General features: G+C 72.1%; 15 protein-coding genes and 1 riboswitch. Of the genes, 6 read left to right on the top strand and 9 right to left on the bottom strand.

Features of this window, described 5'->3' with window-relative positions; translation table 11 throughout:
• Positions 1-25: 25 nt before the first annotated feature.
• Both ACYVLT_RS03515 and ACYVLT_RS03520 read right to left on the bottom strand, forming a co-directional pair.
• Positions 26-1,567 carry an MDR family MFS transporter gene (locus ACYVLT_RS03515; RefSeq protein ID WP_461118621.1) on the bottom strand — a complete coding sequence of 514 codons (1,542 nt, stop codon included), beginning with the start codon at positions 1,565-1,567 and terminating at the stop codon, positions 26-28.
• A complete protein-coding gene (locus tag ACYVLT_RS03520; RefSeq protein WP_461118622.1) occupies positions 1,564-2,022 on the bottom strand; it encodes a MarR family winged helix-turn-helix transcriptional regulator in 459 nt (152 codons plus the stop codon). Before ACYVLT_RS03520 ends, ACYVLT_RS03515 begins: the two co-directional genes overlap by 4 nt.
• Before the next feature lie 291 nt (positions 2,023-2,313).
• Between ACYVLT_RS03520 and ACYVLT_RS03525 the strand changes: the two genes are divergently transcribed.
• Positions 2,314-3,102 (top strand): MBL fold metallo-hydrolase, encoded by a 789-nt coding sequence (locus ACYVLT_RS03525; RefSeq protein WP_461118623.1) that lies wholly within the window; start codon positions 2,314-2,316, stop codon positions 3,100-3,102.
• 5 nt (positions 3,103-3,107) lie between these two features.
• On the opposite strand, the gene ACYVLT_RS03530 is transcribed toward ACYVLT_RS03525, so the two are convergent.
• From ACYVLT_RS03530 to ACYVLT_RS03550, 5 genes are all read right to left on the bottom strand, one after another.
• The gene (locus ACYVLT_RS03530) at positions 3,108-3,707 is read right to left on the bottom strand and encodes a TetR/AcrR family transcriptional regulator (protein ID WP_461118624.1); all 600 of its coding nucleotides are present in this window, start codon (positions 3,705-3,707) and stop codon (positions 3,108-3,110) included.
• 131 nt (positions 3,708-3,838) lie between these two features.
• Positions 3,839-5,374 carry an MDR family MFS transporter gene (locus ACYVLT_RS03535; protein WP_461118625.1) on the bottom strand — a complete coding sequence of 512 codons (1,536 nt, stop codon included), beginning with the start codon at positions 5,372-5,374 and terminating at the stop codon, positions 3,839-3,841.
• A 26-nt stretch (positions 5,375-5,400) separates the two neighbouring features.
• A complete protein-coding gene (locus ACYVLT_RS03540) occupies positions 5,401-6,066 on the bottom strand; it encodes a TetR/AcrR family transcriptional regulator (RefSeq protein WP_461118626.1) in 666 nt (221 codons plus the stop codon).
• Between the two features lie 96 nt (positions 6,067-6,162).
• Positions 6,163-7,419 carry a glycosyltransferase gene (locus tag ACYVLT_RS03545; RefSeq protein WP_461118627.1) on the bottom strand — a complete coding sequence of 419 codons (1,257 nt, stop codon included), beginning with the start codon at positions 7,417-7,419 and terminating at the stop codon, positions 6,163-6,165.
• Positions 7,420-7,574: 155 nt separating this feature from the next.
• On the bottom strand, positions 7,575-8,390 hold the full coding sequence (locus ACYVLT_RS03550) for a helix-turn-helix domain-containing GNAT family N-acetyltransferase (RefSeq protein ID WP_461118628.1): 816 nt from the start codon (positions 8,388-8,390) through the stop codon (positions 7,575-7,577).
• Between the two features lie 262 nt (positions 8,391-8,652).
• Between ACYVLT_RS03550 and ACYVLT_RS03555 the strand changes: the two genes are divergently transcribed.
• Positions 8,653-8,937 (top strand): isoamylase early set domain-containing protein, encoded by a 285-nt coding sequence (locus ACYVLT_RS03555; RefSeq protein WP_461118629.1) that lies wholly within the window; start codon positions 8,653-8,655, stop codon positions 8,935-8,937.
• On the opposite strand, the gene ACYVLT_RS03560 is transcribed toward ACYVLT_RS03555, so the two are convergent.
• A complete protein-coding gene (locus ACYVLT_RS03560) occupies positions 8,918-10,318 on the bottom strand; it encodes a carotenoid oxygenase family protein (RefSeq protein ID WP_461118630.1) in 1,401 nt (466 codons plus the stop codon). The genes ACYVLT_RS03555 and ACYVLT_RS03560 overlap by 20 nt on opposite strands.
• Before the next feature lie 247 nt (positions 10,319-10,565).
• Between ACYVLT_RS03560 and pip the strand changes: the two genes are divergently transcribed.
• Both pip and ACYVLT_RS03570 read left to right on the top strand, forming a co-directional pair.
• Positions 10,566-11,489 carry a prolyl aminopeptidase gene (gene pip, locus ACYVLT_RS03565; protein ID WP_461118631.1) on the top strand — a complete coding sequence of 308 codons (924 nt, stop codon included), beginning with the start codon at positions 10,566-10,568 and terminating at the stop codon, positions 11,487-11,489.
• A 71-nt stretch (positions 11,490-11,560) separates the two neighbouring features.
• Positions 11,561-12,364, top strand: coding sequence for a Clp protease N-terminal domain-containing protein (locus tag ACYVLT_RS03570; RefSeq protein ID WP_461118632.1), 804 nt, complete (start codon positions 11,561-11,563; stop codon positions 12,362-12,364).
• Here the strand turns inward: ACYVLT_RS03570 and ACYVLT_RS03575 are convergent.
• On the bottom strand, positions 12,340-13,596 hold the full coding sequence (locus ACYVLT_RS03575; RefSeq protein ID WP_461118633.1) for a serine hydroxymethyltransferase: 1,257 nt from the start codon (positions 13,594-13,596) through the stop codon (positions 12,340-12,342). The genes ACYVLT_RS03570 and ACYVLT_RS03575 overlap by 25 nt on opposite strands.
• 28 nt (positions 13,597-13,624) lie before the next feature.
• A riboswitch (ZMP/ZTP riboswitch) is annotated at positions 13,625-13,711 on the bottom strand.
• Positions 13,712-13,942: 231 nt separating this feature from the next.
• On the opposite strand from ACYVLT_RS03575, the gene ACYVLT_RS03580 reads away from it, so the two are divergent.
• Entirely contained in the window at positions 13,943-14,794 is an 852-nt protein-coding gene (locus tag ACYVLT_RS03580) for a hypothetical protein (protein ID WP_461118634.1), read from the top strand.
• Positions 14,791-15,450 (top strand): hypothetical protein, encoded by a 660-nt coding sequence (locus tag ACYVLT_RS03585; protein ID WP_360458551.1) that lies wholly within the window; start codon positions 14,791-14,793, stop codon positions 15,448-15,450. The genes ACYVLT_RS03580 and ACYVLT_RS03585 overlap by 4 nt, the downstream gene beginning before the upstream one ends.
• Positions 15,451-15,477: the final 27 nt, after the last annotated feature.

Raw genomic sequence — 15,477 nt, forward strand, 5'->3', positions numbered from 1 at the left:
AACGGGTTCTCGCCAACTCCCGCCCTCAGGCCACCGGGGGCGTCTCGGCCAGGTCGAGGCTCGTGCGCAGGGTGATCGGCTTGAGCAGCAGCGCCGCGACCACGCCCACCACCGCGATGGCCGCCGAGATCAGGAAGACCTGGCCGGTGGCGTCGCCGTACGCGGCGCGGACGATGTGTTGCACGGGGTCCGGCAGCGCGGCCAGGTCCAGGCTGCCGCCGCCCGCGCCGGACACCGGGATGCCCGCCGCGGTCAGGTCGCGGGTGATGGCGTCCTCGACCCGGCGCGCCAGCACGGCGCCGAGCACCGACACGCCGATCGTGCCGCCGAGGGACCGGAAGAACGCGATGGTCGAGCCGGCCGCGCCGATGTCCTTCAACGGCACCGTGTTCTGCACCGCGAGCACCAGGTTCTGCATGCTCAGGCCGACACCGGCGCCGACGAGCAGCATCGCGCCGCCGACCAGCACCAGCGACGTGTCGTGGTCGACCTGCCCCAGCGCGAGGAACCCGACGACCAACGTCGCGGCGCCCGCCACGATGTAGGGCTTGACCTCGCCGGTCTTGGTGATGAGCCGCCCGGACACGACGGACGTGCCCAGCACGCCGACCATCATCGGGATGGTCAGCAATCCCGCCTCGGTCGGGCTGTAGCCGCGGCCGATCTGGAAGTACTGGCCGAGGAACACCGCGCCGCCGAACATGGCCGTGCCGACCGCCACGCTGGCCAGGATCGCCAGCGCGGTGGTGCGCTGCCGGACGATGCCGAGTGGCACCACCGGTTCCGCGGCACGTGCCTCGACCGCGACCGCCGCGCCGAGCAGCACCACCGACGCGCCGACCATCGCGAGGCTCTGCCACGACAGCCACCCGAACGAGCCGTCCACGAACGAGATCCAGACCAGCAGCACGCTCACGCCCACCGCGATCAGGCTCGCGCCCAGGTAGTCGATCCGCACGCCCTCCCGCTGGGTGGTCCGCACCTTCAACGTGGCCTGGAGCACGAACAACGCGATCACCGCGACCGGCACGCCGATGAAGAAGCACCAGCGCCACCCCAGCCACGGCGTGTCCACGATCAGGCCGCCGAGCAGCGGTCCGCCGACCGTGGCCAACGCCATCACGCCGCCGAGGTAGCCGTTGTACCGCCCGCGTTCGCGCGGCGGGATCATCGCCGCGATCACCACCTGCACCAACGCCTGCAACCCGCCGACGCCGATGCCCTGGAACGCGCGTGCGGCGATGAGCTGGCCCGCGCTCTGCGCGAAACCGCTGACCACCGAGCCGACCACGAAGATCACGATGGCGACCTGGACCAGGGACTTCTTGTCGAACAGGTCCGCGAGCTTGCCCCACACGGGGGTGGTGGCGGTCGCGGTGAGCAGGGTGGCGGTGACCACCCAGGTGTACTGGGTCTGCGAGCCGTTGAGCGCGCCGATGATCTGCGGCAGGGCCGTGGACACGACGGTGCCGCTGAGCATCGCGACGAACAGCACCAGCAGCAGGCCGCTCAGAGCCTCCAGGACCTGCCGGTGGCTCATCGTGCCGGTGGCGGTGGGTGCGCTCATCGCGCGGCCTCCAAGGTGGAGCCGAGGGCTCCTTCGACGTCGGTGGTCAAGCGCCCCAGGGATTCGGTCAGCGCCTCGACCTCTTCAGGGCTCCAGTGGGCGAGCGCGCGGCACAGCAGCTCGTCGTACCAGTCGCGGGCGGCCGCCAGCTCGGCGTGACCGCGTTCGGTCACCACGAGGATGCCGACGCGGCCGTCGCCGGGGTCGGCGCGCCGTTCGACCAGGCCGTTGGCGACCAGCGCGGCCACCGTGCGGCTGACCGTGGACGGGTCGAGCCCGGCGCGGGCGGCCAGTTCCTTGGCGTGGCAGCCGGAGGGGGTCGCACCGGCGCGGTCGATCAGCGAGAGCGCGCCGATCAGGCCGGGAGCCAGTCGGTGGCGGCGCTGCTTGACCATCCGCACGACCTTGAGCAGGTCACGTACCCGGTCTTCGAGCTGCCGCGCCACGGCGTCCATGCCGCACCCCTGTCCCCTGGCATTGCTTGTCGCATACAACTATCATCCAAAGTTGCACGACGTGCAAGTTTGCCCAGTGTGCAGTGAGTTACACCGCCCCGAACGGCGGCGTTTACCCCCCGCCGGCCACGGGCACTCGACAAGAGCAACCATTCGATTTCGCACTCGCTCACGATGAGTTCGACACGCGAGCGGTGGCGACCACAAAGGACATTCCCTACCGTTCACCTCGGCCATCACGCCGATTCGGCTGGGAACACAAACCCATCGTCGTCTGAATTGAGGTTCTCTGTGACGACCGACATTCACATGACAACCCTCGGCCACTGGTCGAATTCCAACGCGGGCCCGACCACGTCGTTCCACTTAGCCGTGGACGACGCCGTGGTGATGCTGGACGTGGGCCTCGACCCGATCGGCAGGCTCCAGGCCAACGGGCTGTCGCCGACCGACGTGACCCACGTGTACGTGTCGCACCTGCACTCCGACCACGTCGGCGGGTTCGCCAACTTCGTGTTCACCCGCTCCCTGCTCAACCGGGAAGGTGACGTCCCGCTGCTCAAGCTGACCGTGGTGGGGCACCCGACGATCCTGGCCGGGCTCCAGGAGCTGCTGCACCTGCAGTACCCGGAGCGAACGTTCGACCTGGCGTGGGTCGAGTGCCTCGACCAGCCCGTGGCCCTGGGCGGGCAGCTCAGGATGCGGCTCGTGGAGACCGACCACCCGGTGCCGTGCTACGGCGTCGTGGTCGAGACCGGACGGGCGAGGATCGGGTTCACCGCCGACACCGGACCGGTTCCCACGCACGAGCGCGACTTCGCCGACTGCGACATCCTCATCGGTGAGGCGTTCGGCCTGACGACCGACGTCGGCGAGAGCATCCACCGCCGCGGGCACATGACCGCCGAGGACCTCGGCGCGTTGGTCGCGGCCACCCGACCGAAGTTCGTGGTGCCATTCCACTTCGGCCAGGAATACGCCGACGCGGGTCGGCGCGCCGAGTTGTTGAGCGCCTGCGGCGCGGCGGACGTCACCACGATCGACCCGGTCGACGCCAAGCCGATCACGCTCGGCGACTGACCCGGCTAGTCGCGGCCCGGGCGCACGGCGGCGAAGCCGACGTCCAGCCGGTCGATCATCACGTCGATCAGGTCGGACAGCTCGGGCCGTTCGGCGGCGTCCAGCCACCAGCCGACCACCACCCGCAGGGTCGCCATGACGGTGGCCGCGAACATCACCGGGTAGAGGTCGGTGGCCGGGTCGACGCCGACCCGTGCCGCCACGGCGGCGGCGAGTTCCCGTTCCTGGGCGGAGAAGGCGGCGATCTGGTGCGGCAGCAGGGCCGGGGTCCGGCGCAGGGCGCGCAACTGCGCCACCCGTTGCGGGTCGATCCGGTCGGGCACGACCTCGACCAGGGCCGCGCGCAGGGCCGGCAACACCGGCTCGGCGTCCGGCCGGTCGGCGAACGCCCGGACGAACGCGGCCGCGGTGGCGACGTCGCCCGCGACCACGGCCTCCTCCTTGGACGAGAAGTAGTTGAAGAACGTGCGCAGTGAGACGCCGGCCTCGTTGGCCACCTGTTCGACGGTCACCCCGTCGAGGCCGTGCGCCTCGCACAGCCGCAGGGCGGCATCGGCCAACGCCGTCCGCGTGGCGAGCTTCTTGCGTTCGCGCAGTCCTGACACGCGCGAAGTGTCGCACCTGCCCGACCGCGAGCCGGACAAGTGCGACACCGTGTCTCCGACGCCCGACGCCCGACGCCCGACGCCCGTTGCCTGGTGAGCGGACATCGGACGCCGGGCGTCGGCCGGCTCGGCTAGTGGCCCGACGCCATCTCCGCCGCCAACCGCTCGTCACCGCTGAGCGTCTTGAGCGGCTTCTCCTTGATGAACAGCACCGCGACCAGGGCCAGCACCGCGATCGGCGCGCCGATCAGGAACAGCTCCGCGGTGGCCGTGGCGTAGATCTCGCGCACGACCACCCGCACCGGCTCGGGCAGCAGCGACAGGTCCGGCACCGCGTTCTCCGCGCCGTCGGGCGCCGGGCCGAACTTCTCCTCGCTCAACGCGGTCACCCGGTTCGCGAGCACCGCGCCCAACGCGCTCACGCCGATCGCCCCGCCGAGGCTGCGGAAGAACGTGAGGGTCGAGGTGGTCGCGCCGAGGTCGCGCGCGGGCACGTCGTTCTGCGCGGCCAGCACCAGGTTCTGCATGAGCAGGCCGACGCCGACGCCCAGCACCGCCATGTGCACGCTCACGACGAACACGCTCGTGTTCGCGTCGATCGTGGCCAGCAGCAGCATCCCGCCGACCATGATCACGCCTCCGGCCACCAGGAACGCCTTCCACCGGCCCCACTTGGTGATCAGCTGACCGGCGACGGTCGAGGACACCAGCAGGCCGAAGATCAGCGGCAGGCTCATCAGGCCCGCCTGCGTGGGCGTCTTGCCCAGGCCGATCTGGAAGTACTGGGACAGGAACACCGTGCCGCCGAACATCGCCACGCCCACCAGCGCGCTGGCCAGCGTCGTCATCGCGACCGTGCGGTTGGCGAAGATCGTCAGCGGCACGATCGGGTCGGCCGCCCGCGACTCCACCCACACCGCCAGGCCCAGCAGCGCCACGCCGACGGCCACCAGCAGCACCGTCCACGCCGAGGCCCACTCGAACTGGTGACCCGCCAGCGTCGACCACACCAGCAGCGTGGACACGCCGCCGACGATCAGCGCCGCGCCCAGGTAGTCGATCTGGACTTCCTTGCGCACCACGGGCAGGTTCAGCGTGCGCTGGAGCAGCAGGATCGCGGCGAGCGTGAACGGCACGCCGATGAAGAAGCACCAGCGCCAGCCCAGCCACGAGGTGTCCACCATGACACCGCCGATGAGCGGGCCGGCGACCGTGCCGACGCCGAACACCGCGCCGAAGATGCCCGCGTAGCGGCCCATCTCGCGCGGCGGGATCATCGCCGCCATCACGATCGTGGCCAGCGCCGTCATGCCACCGGCGCCGAGGCCCTGCACGATGCGGCTGGCGATGAGCACCTCGACGTTCGGGGAGAACCCGGCGATGAGCGAGCCCACCACGAACAGGCCCAGCGAGAGCTGGATGAGCAGCTTGCGGCTGTAGAGGTCGGCGAGCTTGCCCCACAGCGGCACGGTCGCCGTCATGGCCAGCAGCTCGGTCGTGACGACCCAGGTGTAGACCGACTGCGAGCCGTGCAGGTCGGCGATGATGCGCGGCAGCGCGTTGGACACGATGGTCGAGGCCAGGATGGCCATGAACATGCCCAGCATGAGGCCGGACATCGCTTGCATGACGTCCCGGCGCGAGGTCGTGCCGGTTTCGGTGGACATCTGATCCCCCAGGTTGTCGCGGTGTGTCAAGACGGCGGGCTCGCGGTCCCGGCGCCCGTCCCAGCCGCGGATCCGGCCCCGGTCGGGGTCCGCGGCGGGTCGGCGAGCCCGGCGCCGAGCAGGTCGAACGCCTCGGCGAGCAGTTCGCGCAGCGGTGCGGCGGTGGTCGACCAGCGGGCCACCGCCACCCGGAACGCCGCGCCCGCCGCGGCGGCGAGGAGCAACGGGTAGGTGTCGTCGGCGGGCAGGCCGACGCGTTCGGCGACGGCCGCGACCAGGTCGCGCTCGACGGCCTCGCCGCCGGCGAACACCTTCGCCAGCAGCACGGGGTGCTGCTGCACCACGCGCATCCGCCGCAACCAGAGGTCGCGGTCGTCGGCCAGTTCCGCGGCGACCTCCGCCAGCAACGCCTCGCGCACGGCCGCGACGGCGGACAGGTCCGCCGGTTCGGCGAGCACGCGGGCGCGCATGCGGGGACCCGCTCCCGGGTCGGGCCCGAGGACGGCGTCCTCCTTGCTCGCGAAGTAGTTGAAGAACGTCCGGGGCGAGACGTCGGCGGCGGCGCTGATGTCCTCGACGGTCACGTGGTCGAGGCCGTGCTCCGCGACCAGTCGGACGGCGGCGTGCCCCAAGGCCTTCCGGGTCTGCCGCTTCTTGCGGTCGCGCAGCCCTTCGGCCCCCTCCGTCGTCACTCGATCAGCGTAAGAAAAACATGCACGTACTGCAAGTTTGCACTGCCTGCACTATTGTGATCCCCCTCTCCCCCTCGGGTGGTCGAACCGCGCGGCTCACGCGAAGGCGGACGACCTTCCCCGGTCGACCACGTCGAGCAGCAGCTTCGCGGCCACCTCCGCCCCGTCGGTGCGGACCGCGCCGGCCACGGCGGTCGCCCGGGCACGGGTCTCGGGTGCCAGCGCGACCTTGAGCGCGGCCGACAGCGACTCGGTGGTCGGCACCGGACCGTCGTGCGCCACGCCGACGCCGAGGTCGGCCACCCGGCCCGCCCAGTACGGCTGGTCGGCCAGCTGCGGCACCACCACCTGGGGCGCGCCGGCCCCGGCGGCGGTCGTCGTCGTGCCCGCGCCGCCGTGGTGCACGACCGCGGCCACCCGGCCGAACAGCGCCTGGTGGTTGGCCTCGCCGACGACGAAGCAGTCGTCGGCGTCGTCGATCAGCCCCAGGTCGGCCCACCCGCGCGAGACCAGCGCACGGCGACCCTGCGCGCGGATCGCCTCGACGACCACGCCCGCGAGGTCCTCGGCACCGCGCATGGGCATGCTGCCGAAGCCCACGTACACCGGCGGCGCGCCGGCCTCCAGGAACGCCGCCAACCCGGCCGGGAGCGGGCGGAGGTCGGGCAGGACCCACGCGCCGGTCTGCACGACGTCGAAGTACGGGGGGTCGAAGTCCGCGGGCTCCCGCCACGGGTCCAGGGTCGGGTCCGTGGCCAGCCACGGCCGGTCACCGATGACGTAGTCGCGGACGTTGTCCACCGGCGGCAGGCCGACCGACGTCCGGTGGGTGTTGAGCGCCTCGCCGAACAACGCGTTGATGCTCCGCGCGTCCAGGTCCCACAGGACCCGCTTGTCGGTCACCTCCGGCGGGAACGGCCGGCCGGGGTAGGCCAGCGGCGAGTGGTGCGGGGACGGCAGGGTGAGCTGCTGGAAGGTCACCGACACGGAGCGGATGCCCAGCGCCTCGGCCACCGACCGCGCCCCGGCCGCGGCGGGCATCGCACCGGTCGCCACCACCACGTCGCACCCCCGCGCCGCCGCGGTGACGCCCTCGAACTGGGCGGCGATCACCGCGGCCGCGCGCTGGGGCAGGTTCGACGCCGACGGTGGCGCCGCCTCGGCCGTGAGCGCGCGGGCCGACGGGCCGACCGGCGTCATCGGCACGCCGACACCGGCCAGCCGCTGCGCGAAGTCCTCGTCGGGCGGCGCGCACACCCGCACCTCCGCACCGAGTTCCCGCAACCGCACCGCGAGCGCCACCAGCGGTTCGACGTCCCCCCGTGATCCGTACGTCGACAACAACACGCGCATTCGCGACTCCAGTTTTTCCGCGGCTTCCAGCTTCGAGCGGCGATTCTGCGGCACCACCGGGGTCTTGCCGCAAGACCCCCTGTGCGCTATAAGTTGAAGGTGGCGGGAAGCCGGTTCTTCCCCCTCCTCCCCTTCGTCCGCTGTAGACGGACCTCTCAGGCGCGGCGCTCCAGCACGATCGTGTCCCGCCAGACCCCTCGGTGGACCGCGATCCGCTCCCGGAACCCGACGGTCCGGAACCCGCCCGAACGGTGCAACGCGATGCTCGCCCGGTTCTCCGGGAACACGACGGCCTGCAACGTCCACAGGCCGGCCGCGTCCGCCGCCGTGACCTGCCGGTGCAACAAGGCCTTGCCCACCCCGCGCCCCCGGAACCGCGCGTCGACGTACAGCGAGGTCTCGGCGACCCCGGCGTAGCACTCGCGCGGCGACACGGGCGTGGCCGCCGCCCACCCCGCGACCCGCCCGTCGGCCACCGCGACCCACCGGTGGCCGAGCAGCCACTTGACCTCCAGCGTGCGCCGGCTCGGCGCCTCGGTGTCGAACGTGGCGTTGCCCGTCGCGATGCCTTCGCCGTAGATGCGCCGCACGTCGGCCCAGTCGTCGTCCACCATCGCGCGCACGGCGACGTCCGCGGGCGGGTCGAGCGGTGCGGCGGGGATCGCGCCCAGCACCGCGTCGACGGCGTGCGGCAGCACGACGCGGCCGGAGGGGTCGACCGAGGCGAAGGTCGCGGTGCCGTCGCGGCGGAGCTGGACGAAGCCGGCGGCGGCGAGCTTGCGCAGGTGGTGCGAGCAGGTGGGCTGGCTCACGCCGAGCACGGCGGCCAGCGCGCCGACGGTGGTCTCGGCGGCGGCCACCGCGTGCAGCAGCCGGACCCTGGTCGGGTCGGCGAGGCAGGCGAACCGCTCGGCGTAGGCGGCGGCCTGGTCGGCCGGCAGGACCGCTGGAGGTGTCACGGCGGAGCTCATGCCACGGATTGTTGGCCGCCCGAGAGCGCTCGGTCAATCGAAAGCGGTCGATGCAGTACGACTCACTTCATAGACGGCCATCTATGGTTGACCTCGCACGCCACTCACTCGTCGAGGTCATCCCCGGGTCCCGGCGGGCAGCGCACTTCACCCGGACAGGTGACCATCCACTTCGAACACCGGCGCGCCGCTTGAAACACCGGCACGGCACCGGAACGCTGTGCCCCGAAGGCATCGCAAGATCGACTCGCGAGGGAGAACGATGCTCCGCAGCACTCGCCTGTTCGGCCCGAAGCGCCGCGTGACCTTCTCGCTGCCCCTCGACCAGCCGAGCGGGCCGGTGAGCGTGGTCGGCACGTTCAACGACTGGACGCCCGGCGTGCACGAGCTGCTGCCCCGCCGCGACGGGACGCGCACGGTGACCCTGGTCCTCCCGCCGGGCACGCACCGCTTCCGCTACCTCGCCGACGGCGGCCTCTGGTTCGACGAGCCCGACGTACCCACCGTCGGCCCGGACGGGTGCGTGCTCACGATCGACGCGACGTGAACTGACCGTGGAAGCCGAACGGGATGGCGTGCGGCACGTCGGCCCGGGCGATCTCCCGGAACGTCGCCGCGTCGAGCACCAGCAGGCCGGACCGCCCGGCGGCGGCGTCGAGCACCACGGACAGCAGCACGCCGTCGTCCTCCGCCCTGGCGCCCGGCGCGGGCACGAACACCGGCTCGCCCGGGTAGCGGCCCGGTTCGTGCCACCGCCTGGTCCGTCCACTCCGGACGTCCAGCTTGACCAGCTGGTTGATGAAGTCGTGCGTGCCGTTGTCGTGGGCGCCGACGCCGTAGGCGTAGCGGTAGTCACGGCCGTTGTGCGACCGGTAGGCGATGCGCGGCAGCTCCAGCGAGTCCTCGGCGAGCCGCCGTGACGTGACACCGCCGCCCGCGAGGTCGACCTCGTAGCGGGTGGGGAACGCCAGCGGCAGCTCGGCGTCGCCGCGCAGCTTGTCCAGGTACAGCGCGTCGACCACGGTGGCGTCCGGGTAGGCGGAGATGTCCACGACCACGCGGCCGTCCGCGTCGAAGGCGTTGATGTGGTGGAAGCCGAAGAACGCGTCGGTGCGCTCGTCGGCGACCACGGCGCCGGTTTCCAGGTCGAACACCACGAACCGGGTGCCCAGCTCCGGCCGCCACCGGTAGTTCTCGATGAACGGCCTCGCGCGCAGCAGCAGCGACAGCGGGTTGACCACGAACGGGAACACGGCCAGGACCACGTGCCGCTCGGTGACGGCGAAGCTGTGCATGTAGCCGGGGCGGTCCGCGGGCAGGGTGGCGAGCAGCTCGCGGGTGTCGCCGCGCTGCCGGTAGATCTGGTAGACGCTGCGCCTGCCGAACCTCAGCACGTAGTTGACCAGGTCGCCGGTGCGCGGTGCGCGGTGCGGGTGCGCCGTGGTGACGTGGCCGGTGATCGCGTCGTCGTAGTCGGTGAGGCCGACGGTGGCGAGGGTCTCGCGGTCGAACTCCACCGCGATGGGCGTCTCGGTGAGCGCCCAGTCCCGGTCGCCGTCGGACAGCACGTTGACGTTGGTGTTCGACGTGCGGCGCAGGCTCGGGTGGGTGAAGAAGCGGTTGAACAGCGACCGGCACGGGTCCGTGGCGAACTCGCCGAACGCGATGTGCCCCTCCTCCCGCGCCGCGCGGAAGCTGGGCGTCTCCAGGTACCGGTTGCGGTAGTCGACGGCGCCGTCGGCGAAACCGAAGCGGTGCAGCATCGCCTGGCCGTCGAACCAGTGGCGGAACGAGCCCTTCCCGGTCTCGAACTTGGCGGGCCCGTTGCGCACCAAGGTGCCGGACAACCACCGCGGCAGCTCGCCGCGCACCTCCAAGTCCACGACGACCTCGCGGTCGAGGGTCTGGAACCCGGCTTCGACGCCCATCACGCCACCTCCACACAACGGTGTTATGCAACATCGTTATAAAACATCGTTTTGGTTCGTCCGTCAAGCCTGACCCTGTCGGTACACCGTGGGACTTCCTGATCCCGGTCGCGGTCAAGCATTTCGAGCAAGGGAGAAGAACGTGCGGGCGGGCTCACGGTCGGCGGCGCGGATGCCCGGTCGATGTCCCCGACGTTTCCGCAAGCTAATGTAACAGCACTGTTGCTTCTGTTCGAGGAGGTAGATCGTGCTGTACCCGGAGATCGAGCCGTACGACCACGGGATGCTGGGCGTCGGCGACGGGCACCACCTCTACTGGGAGGTGTGCGGCAACCCGGACGGGAAACCGGCGGTGGTGCTGCACGGCGGACCGGGTTCGGGCTGCACGTCCCGGGCCCGCCGCTACTTCGACCCGCGGGCGTACCGGGTCGTGCTGTTCGACCAGCGCGGGTGCGGGCGGAGCACGCCGCACGCGGGCCGACCGGTGGTGGACCTGTCCACCAACACCACCGACCACCTGATCGGTGACCTGGAGCGGTTGCGCGAGTTCCTGGGCGTCGACCGGTGGCTGGTGTTCGCCGCGTCGTGGGGCTCGGTGCTCGGCCTGGTGTACGCGCAGCGGTTCCCGCACCGGGTCTCGGAGATGGTGCACGCGGGCGTGGCGACCGGGCGGCGGGCGGAGACCGACCTGCTGACGACGGGCTTGGCGCCGATGTTCCCCCAGGCCCACGCCCGGTTCCGCGCACTGGCGCCGTCCGGCGACCCGGCGGCCGGGTACCTGGAGCTGCTCCTCTCGCCGGACCCGGCCGTGCACGACCGGGCGGCGCGGGAGTGGTGCGCGTGGGAGGACGCGTTGCAGCCCCTGTCCTCCGGCGGACTGCGGTTCGACCGCCCGGAGGACGGGTTGGCGTTCGCCCGGCTGGTCACGCACTACTGGGCGCACGGGTCGTGGCTGCGGGAGGGCGTCGTGCTGGAGGAGGCGTGGAAGCTCGCGGGCATCCCGGGCGTGATCGTGCAAGGGGTGCTGGACCTGGGCAATCTCATCGGCACCCCGTTCGAGCTCGCCCACGCCTGGCCCGACGCCGAGCTGGTCCTCGTCCCCGAGACCGCGCACGGCGGCAGTGACGCGATGACCGAGGCGAGGTGTGCGGCTACTGACAAATTCCGGTAACACCCGGAAACTCGGTGCGATGCACTGATCGCAGCCCGATGCCGGGCTGGTCGACGTCGGCGAAGGACTTGATGTTGGAGAGGTTCACCGAGAGCGCGCGCCGGGTGTCCGTGGCGGCCCTCCAGGAGGCGCGGGGGTTCAACCACACCGCCATCGGCACCGAGCACCTGCTGCTGGGGCTGATCGGCGAGGGCGGCGCGGCGGCGTCGGTGCTGGCGTCGGTCGGGCTGTCCCTGCACGCGTGCCGGGCGCACGTGCTGGCGGTGGACGGGCGGGGCAGCCTGCCGGTGCGCGGGTACCTGCCGTTCACGCCGGGCGCGAAGCGGGCGCTGGCGGCGGCGGTGCGGGAGTCCCTGGCGTTGGGGCACCGGCACGTCGACACCGGGCACCTGCTGCTCGGCGTGCTGGCCGAGGACGAGGGCGTGGCGGTCGACGTGCTGGCCCGGTGCGGCGCGGAGCGGGCCGACGTGCGCGACCGGGCGTTCGCCGCGTTGGCCGGGATCGACCTGTCACCCGGGCAGCGGGCCGCGCGGCTGTTCCTCAGCTACCGGCGGCCGCAGGACCTGCACCTCGCGGGGCGCATCGCGGACCGGCTGGACGACATCGGCCGGTCCGTGGTCGGCGACGTCGGCGACTGCGACGTGCTGCTCGCCGTGGTCGGACCCGACTGGGTGCCGACGGAGCTGATGCGCGTGGAGGTGGAACGGGCGTCGCGGCGTTCGGTGCCGGTGATCCCGGTGCTGGTCGACGGGGCGGTGCTGCCCGTCGACCAGCTGCCGGGGACCGATCACGTCACCGTCCGGCACGAGACGTTCCGGGCGGACGTGACGCGGTTGGCCGACGTGGTCCGCTACGCCCAGCCGGGCATCGGGTAGCCCGCCATCACGTCGGCGACCTCGGCGGCGATGCGGTCCAGCGCCTGCTCGTCGTCCGCCGCGCCGACGGCCCGGTCGATCCACTCCGCGATCAACGGCATGTGCTCCTCGGTGAGGCCGCGGGTGGTGATCGCGGCCGTGCCGAGGCGCACCCCGGACGGGTCGAACGGCTTGCGCGGGTCGAACGGGACGGTGTTGTAGTTCGCCTCGACGCCCGCGCGGTCCAGCGCCTTGGCCGCGGGCTTGCCGCCGATGCCCTTGTTGGTCAGGTCGAGCAGGATGAGGTGGTTGTCGGTGCCGCCGGAGACCAGGTCGAACCCCCGGTCGAGCAGGGCGGTGGCCAGGGCGCGGGCGTTCTGCACGACGGCGTGCGCGTAGAGGCCGAACGACGGCTCCGACGCCTCGCCGAGCGCGACCGCGATGGCGGCGGTGGTGTGGTTGTGCGGCCCGCCCTGGAGGCCGGGGAACACTGCCTTGTCGATCGCCTTCGCGTGGTCGGCGTCGGTGAGGATCATCGCGCCGCGCGGGCCGCGCAGCGTCTTGTGGGTGGTCGTGGTGATCACCTGGGCGTGCCCGACCGGTGACGGGTGCGCACCACCCGCCACCAGGCCCGCGATGTGCGCGATGTCGGCCGCCAGCACCGCGCCGACCTCGGCCGCGATCTCGGCGAACGCGGGGAAGTCGATGGTGCGCGGGATGGCCGTGCCGCCGCAGAAGATCACCTTCGGGCGTTCGGCCCGGGCCAGGTCGCGGACCTGGTCGAGGTCGACCACACCGGTCTCCTTGGTCACGCCGTACTGGACGCTGTGGAACCACTTGCCGGTGGCCGAGACGCTCCAGCCGTGGGTGAGGTGGCCGCCGGCGGGCAGGGCCATGCCCATGACGGTGTCGCCGGGGTTCAGGAACGCCAGGTAGACGGCGAGGTTGGCCGGTGAGCCGGAGTAGGGCTGGACGTTGGCGTGGTCGACGCCGAACAGGGCCTCGGCCCGAGCGACCGCGAGCCGCTCGACCGGGTCGACCACCTGCTGGCCCTCGTAGTACCGGCGGCCCGCGTAGCCCTCGGAGTACTTGTTGGTCAGCACGGAGCCGGTGGCTTCGAGGACGGCGGTGGAGACGTAGTTCTCCGAGGCGATCAGGCGGACCTTCTCGAACTGCCGGCGGGCCTCGGCCTGGACCAGGCGGGCGACCTCGGGGTCGGCTCCGGTCAACGACGGGATTGCGGGTTCGTGCACGACGACCTCCACGCGCGCGGGAACGCTGCCGTGGCACCCAGGCGCGCGGTGCGGATCGGCTCAACGCTCCCCGGTGGTCGTTCCCACCCTCGGCACGCCAGTCGCGAACACCCGGCAGCCTACCTCCGGTCGCGCTCACCCGCCCGTGATTTCGGCCGGTGCGCCACGGCGACGCGACGGGGACGACGAGCCGACCGGTCGCGGTCGCGGAACGCGGTGGCCGTGAACGGTTTGGGCGGAACGGGCCATTGCCGCAACGGGCGGCCACCCATACTTTGTGGGTTGGAAAACTTCCAACCGGCCCTGTGCCACGTCAGCACTTCCCCCTGCCCCCGAAAGGACTGACGTGCTCGATCGGCGAACGTTCGTGCTGGGTGCCGCCGCGACCGCGGCACTCACCAGCGCACTACCGGCCCACGCGGCTGCCGCGGCACCCGCGTCGGGCACCACCGACAACCCCCGCAAGGCCGCGGGCGTGTTCCTCGCGGCCGACGGCGCTCCCTCCATGTTGACCCACCAGGACGGCCAGTGGGTGCTCGTCGACGAAGGCGGTTCGGTGCGCATCACCGACGGCCTCGCCGGCGCGGACCTGGTCGACGTCACCGGCGACGGCACCACCTTCCACGCGGTCGGCGCGCTCAGCGGCGACCCGGTCGCCACGATCTGGGAGTCCACCGACGGTCTCGCGTGGCGCGAGGCACGCCGCCTGCACGGCGTGCGCTCGGAGTTCACCGCGGTCGGCGGCGGCCTGGCGTTCGGCTCCGTGCTCAAGCACGAGCGCGCTTCGGTGGTCCGCATCGCCGCCCGGCGCACCCCGTCGGGCTGGCACACCGTGCCCGTCCGCGGCCTGGAGTGGACCGACGGCCTGTCCGCCACCGCCGTCGCGGCGACCGGTGACGGGTGGGTCGTGGCGGCCGTCGACATCTCCGGCACCGTCCTGCACACCTCGCGCGACGGCGTCACGTGGACCTCCCGCCCCCGCCTGGACGGTGTCGCCGTGCGCGGCCTGGCCTCGGTGGGCGGCCGCGTGCACTGGGTCGGCAACGAGGTGGTCGACGCCACCCCGCTCACCGGCGTGCTGGACGCCGACCGGACCCACCCCGCCGTGCCGCGGGACGCGAAGGCACTGGGCGTGGCCGGTACCCGTTCCGGCTGGCTCACCGACGGCCGGCTGATCACCGCGGAGGCGACCCGATGATCACGTTCCAGCGGATCGACGGCACGCCCGTCTACTACTGGCGGTCCAGCCGCGGCAACACGACGTTGCGCAACTGGCAGGCCACCCAGGGCTTCTACGACTCCCTGGTGCTGTGGATCCGCGACCTGCGGTCGCTGTCCTCGGCGTACGGCAGCATCACCTACCTGGTGTCCGCGGGCTTCTACGTGAACAAGCCCGGCCAGCACGGCGCGGGCACCGCGATGGACCTCGACCACGTGCGGTGGAGCGGCGGCCAGGTGTCCTCGCCGCTGGACCGCGACCACGCGTCCGGCACGCTCGCCGTCCGCCGCCGCTACCTGGCGGTGGACGCGGTGTGCCGCAGGCGGTTCCGGTACGCGTTGGACGGGTGGTACAACGCCGACCACGCCGACCACATCCACTCCGACTTCGGCGGCCTGCCGGTGCGCTGCGTGACGGGTTCGGAGAGCGACGCGAAGTTCGTCCAGTCGCTGTGCAACAACTTCATGAGCTCGGGCCTGGTGGTGGACGGCATCTGGGGCCCGAAGACGCAGAGCGCGTTCACCACGGCCAAGTCCCGGCTCGGCACCACCGGCGACCCGCACACCAGCAGCGCGGCGTGGCAGTCGTTCCTGTCCGCGGCCGCGCGGAAGGGTTTCGCGAACCAGGCGTTCTGACCGGGTGACGCGTCACCGGTCGACGGG

Source organism: Saccharothrix stipae, from assembly GCF_054781895.1.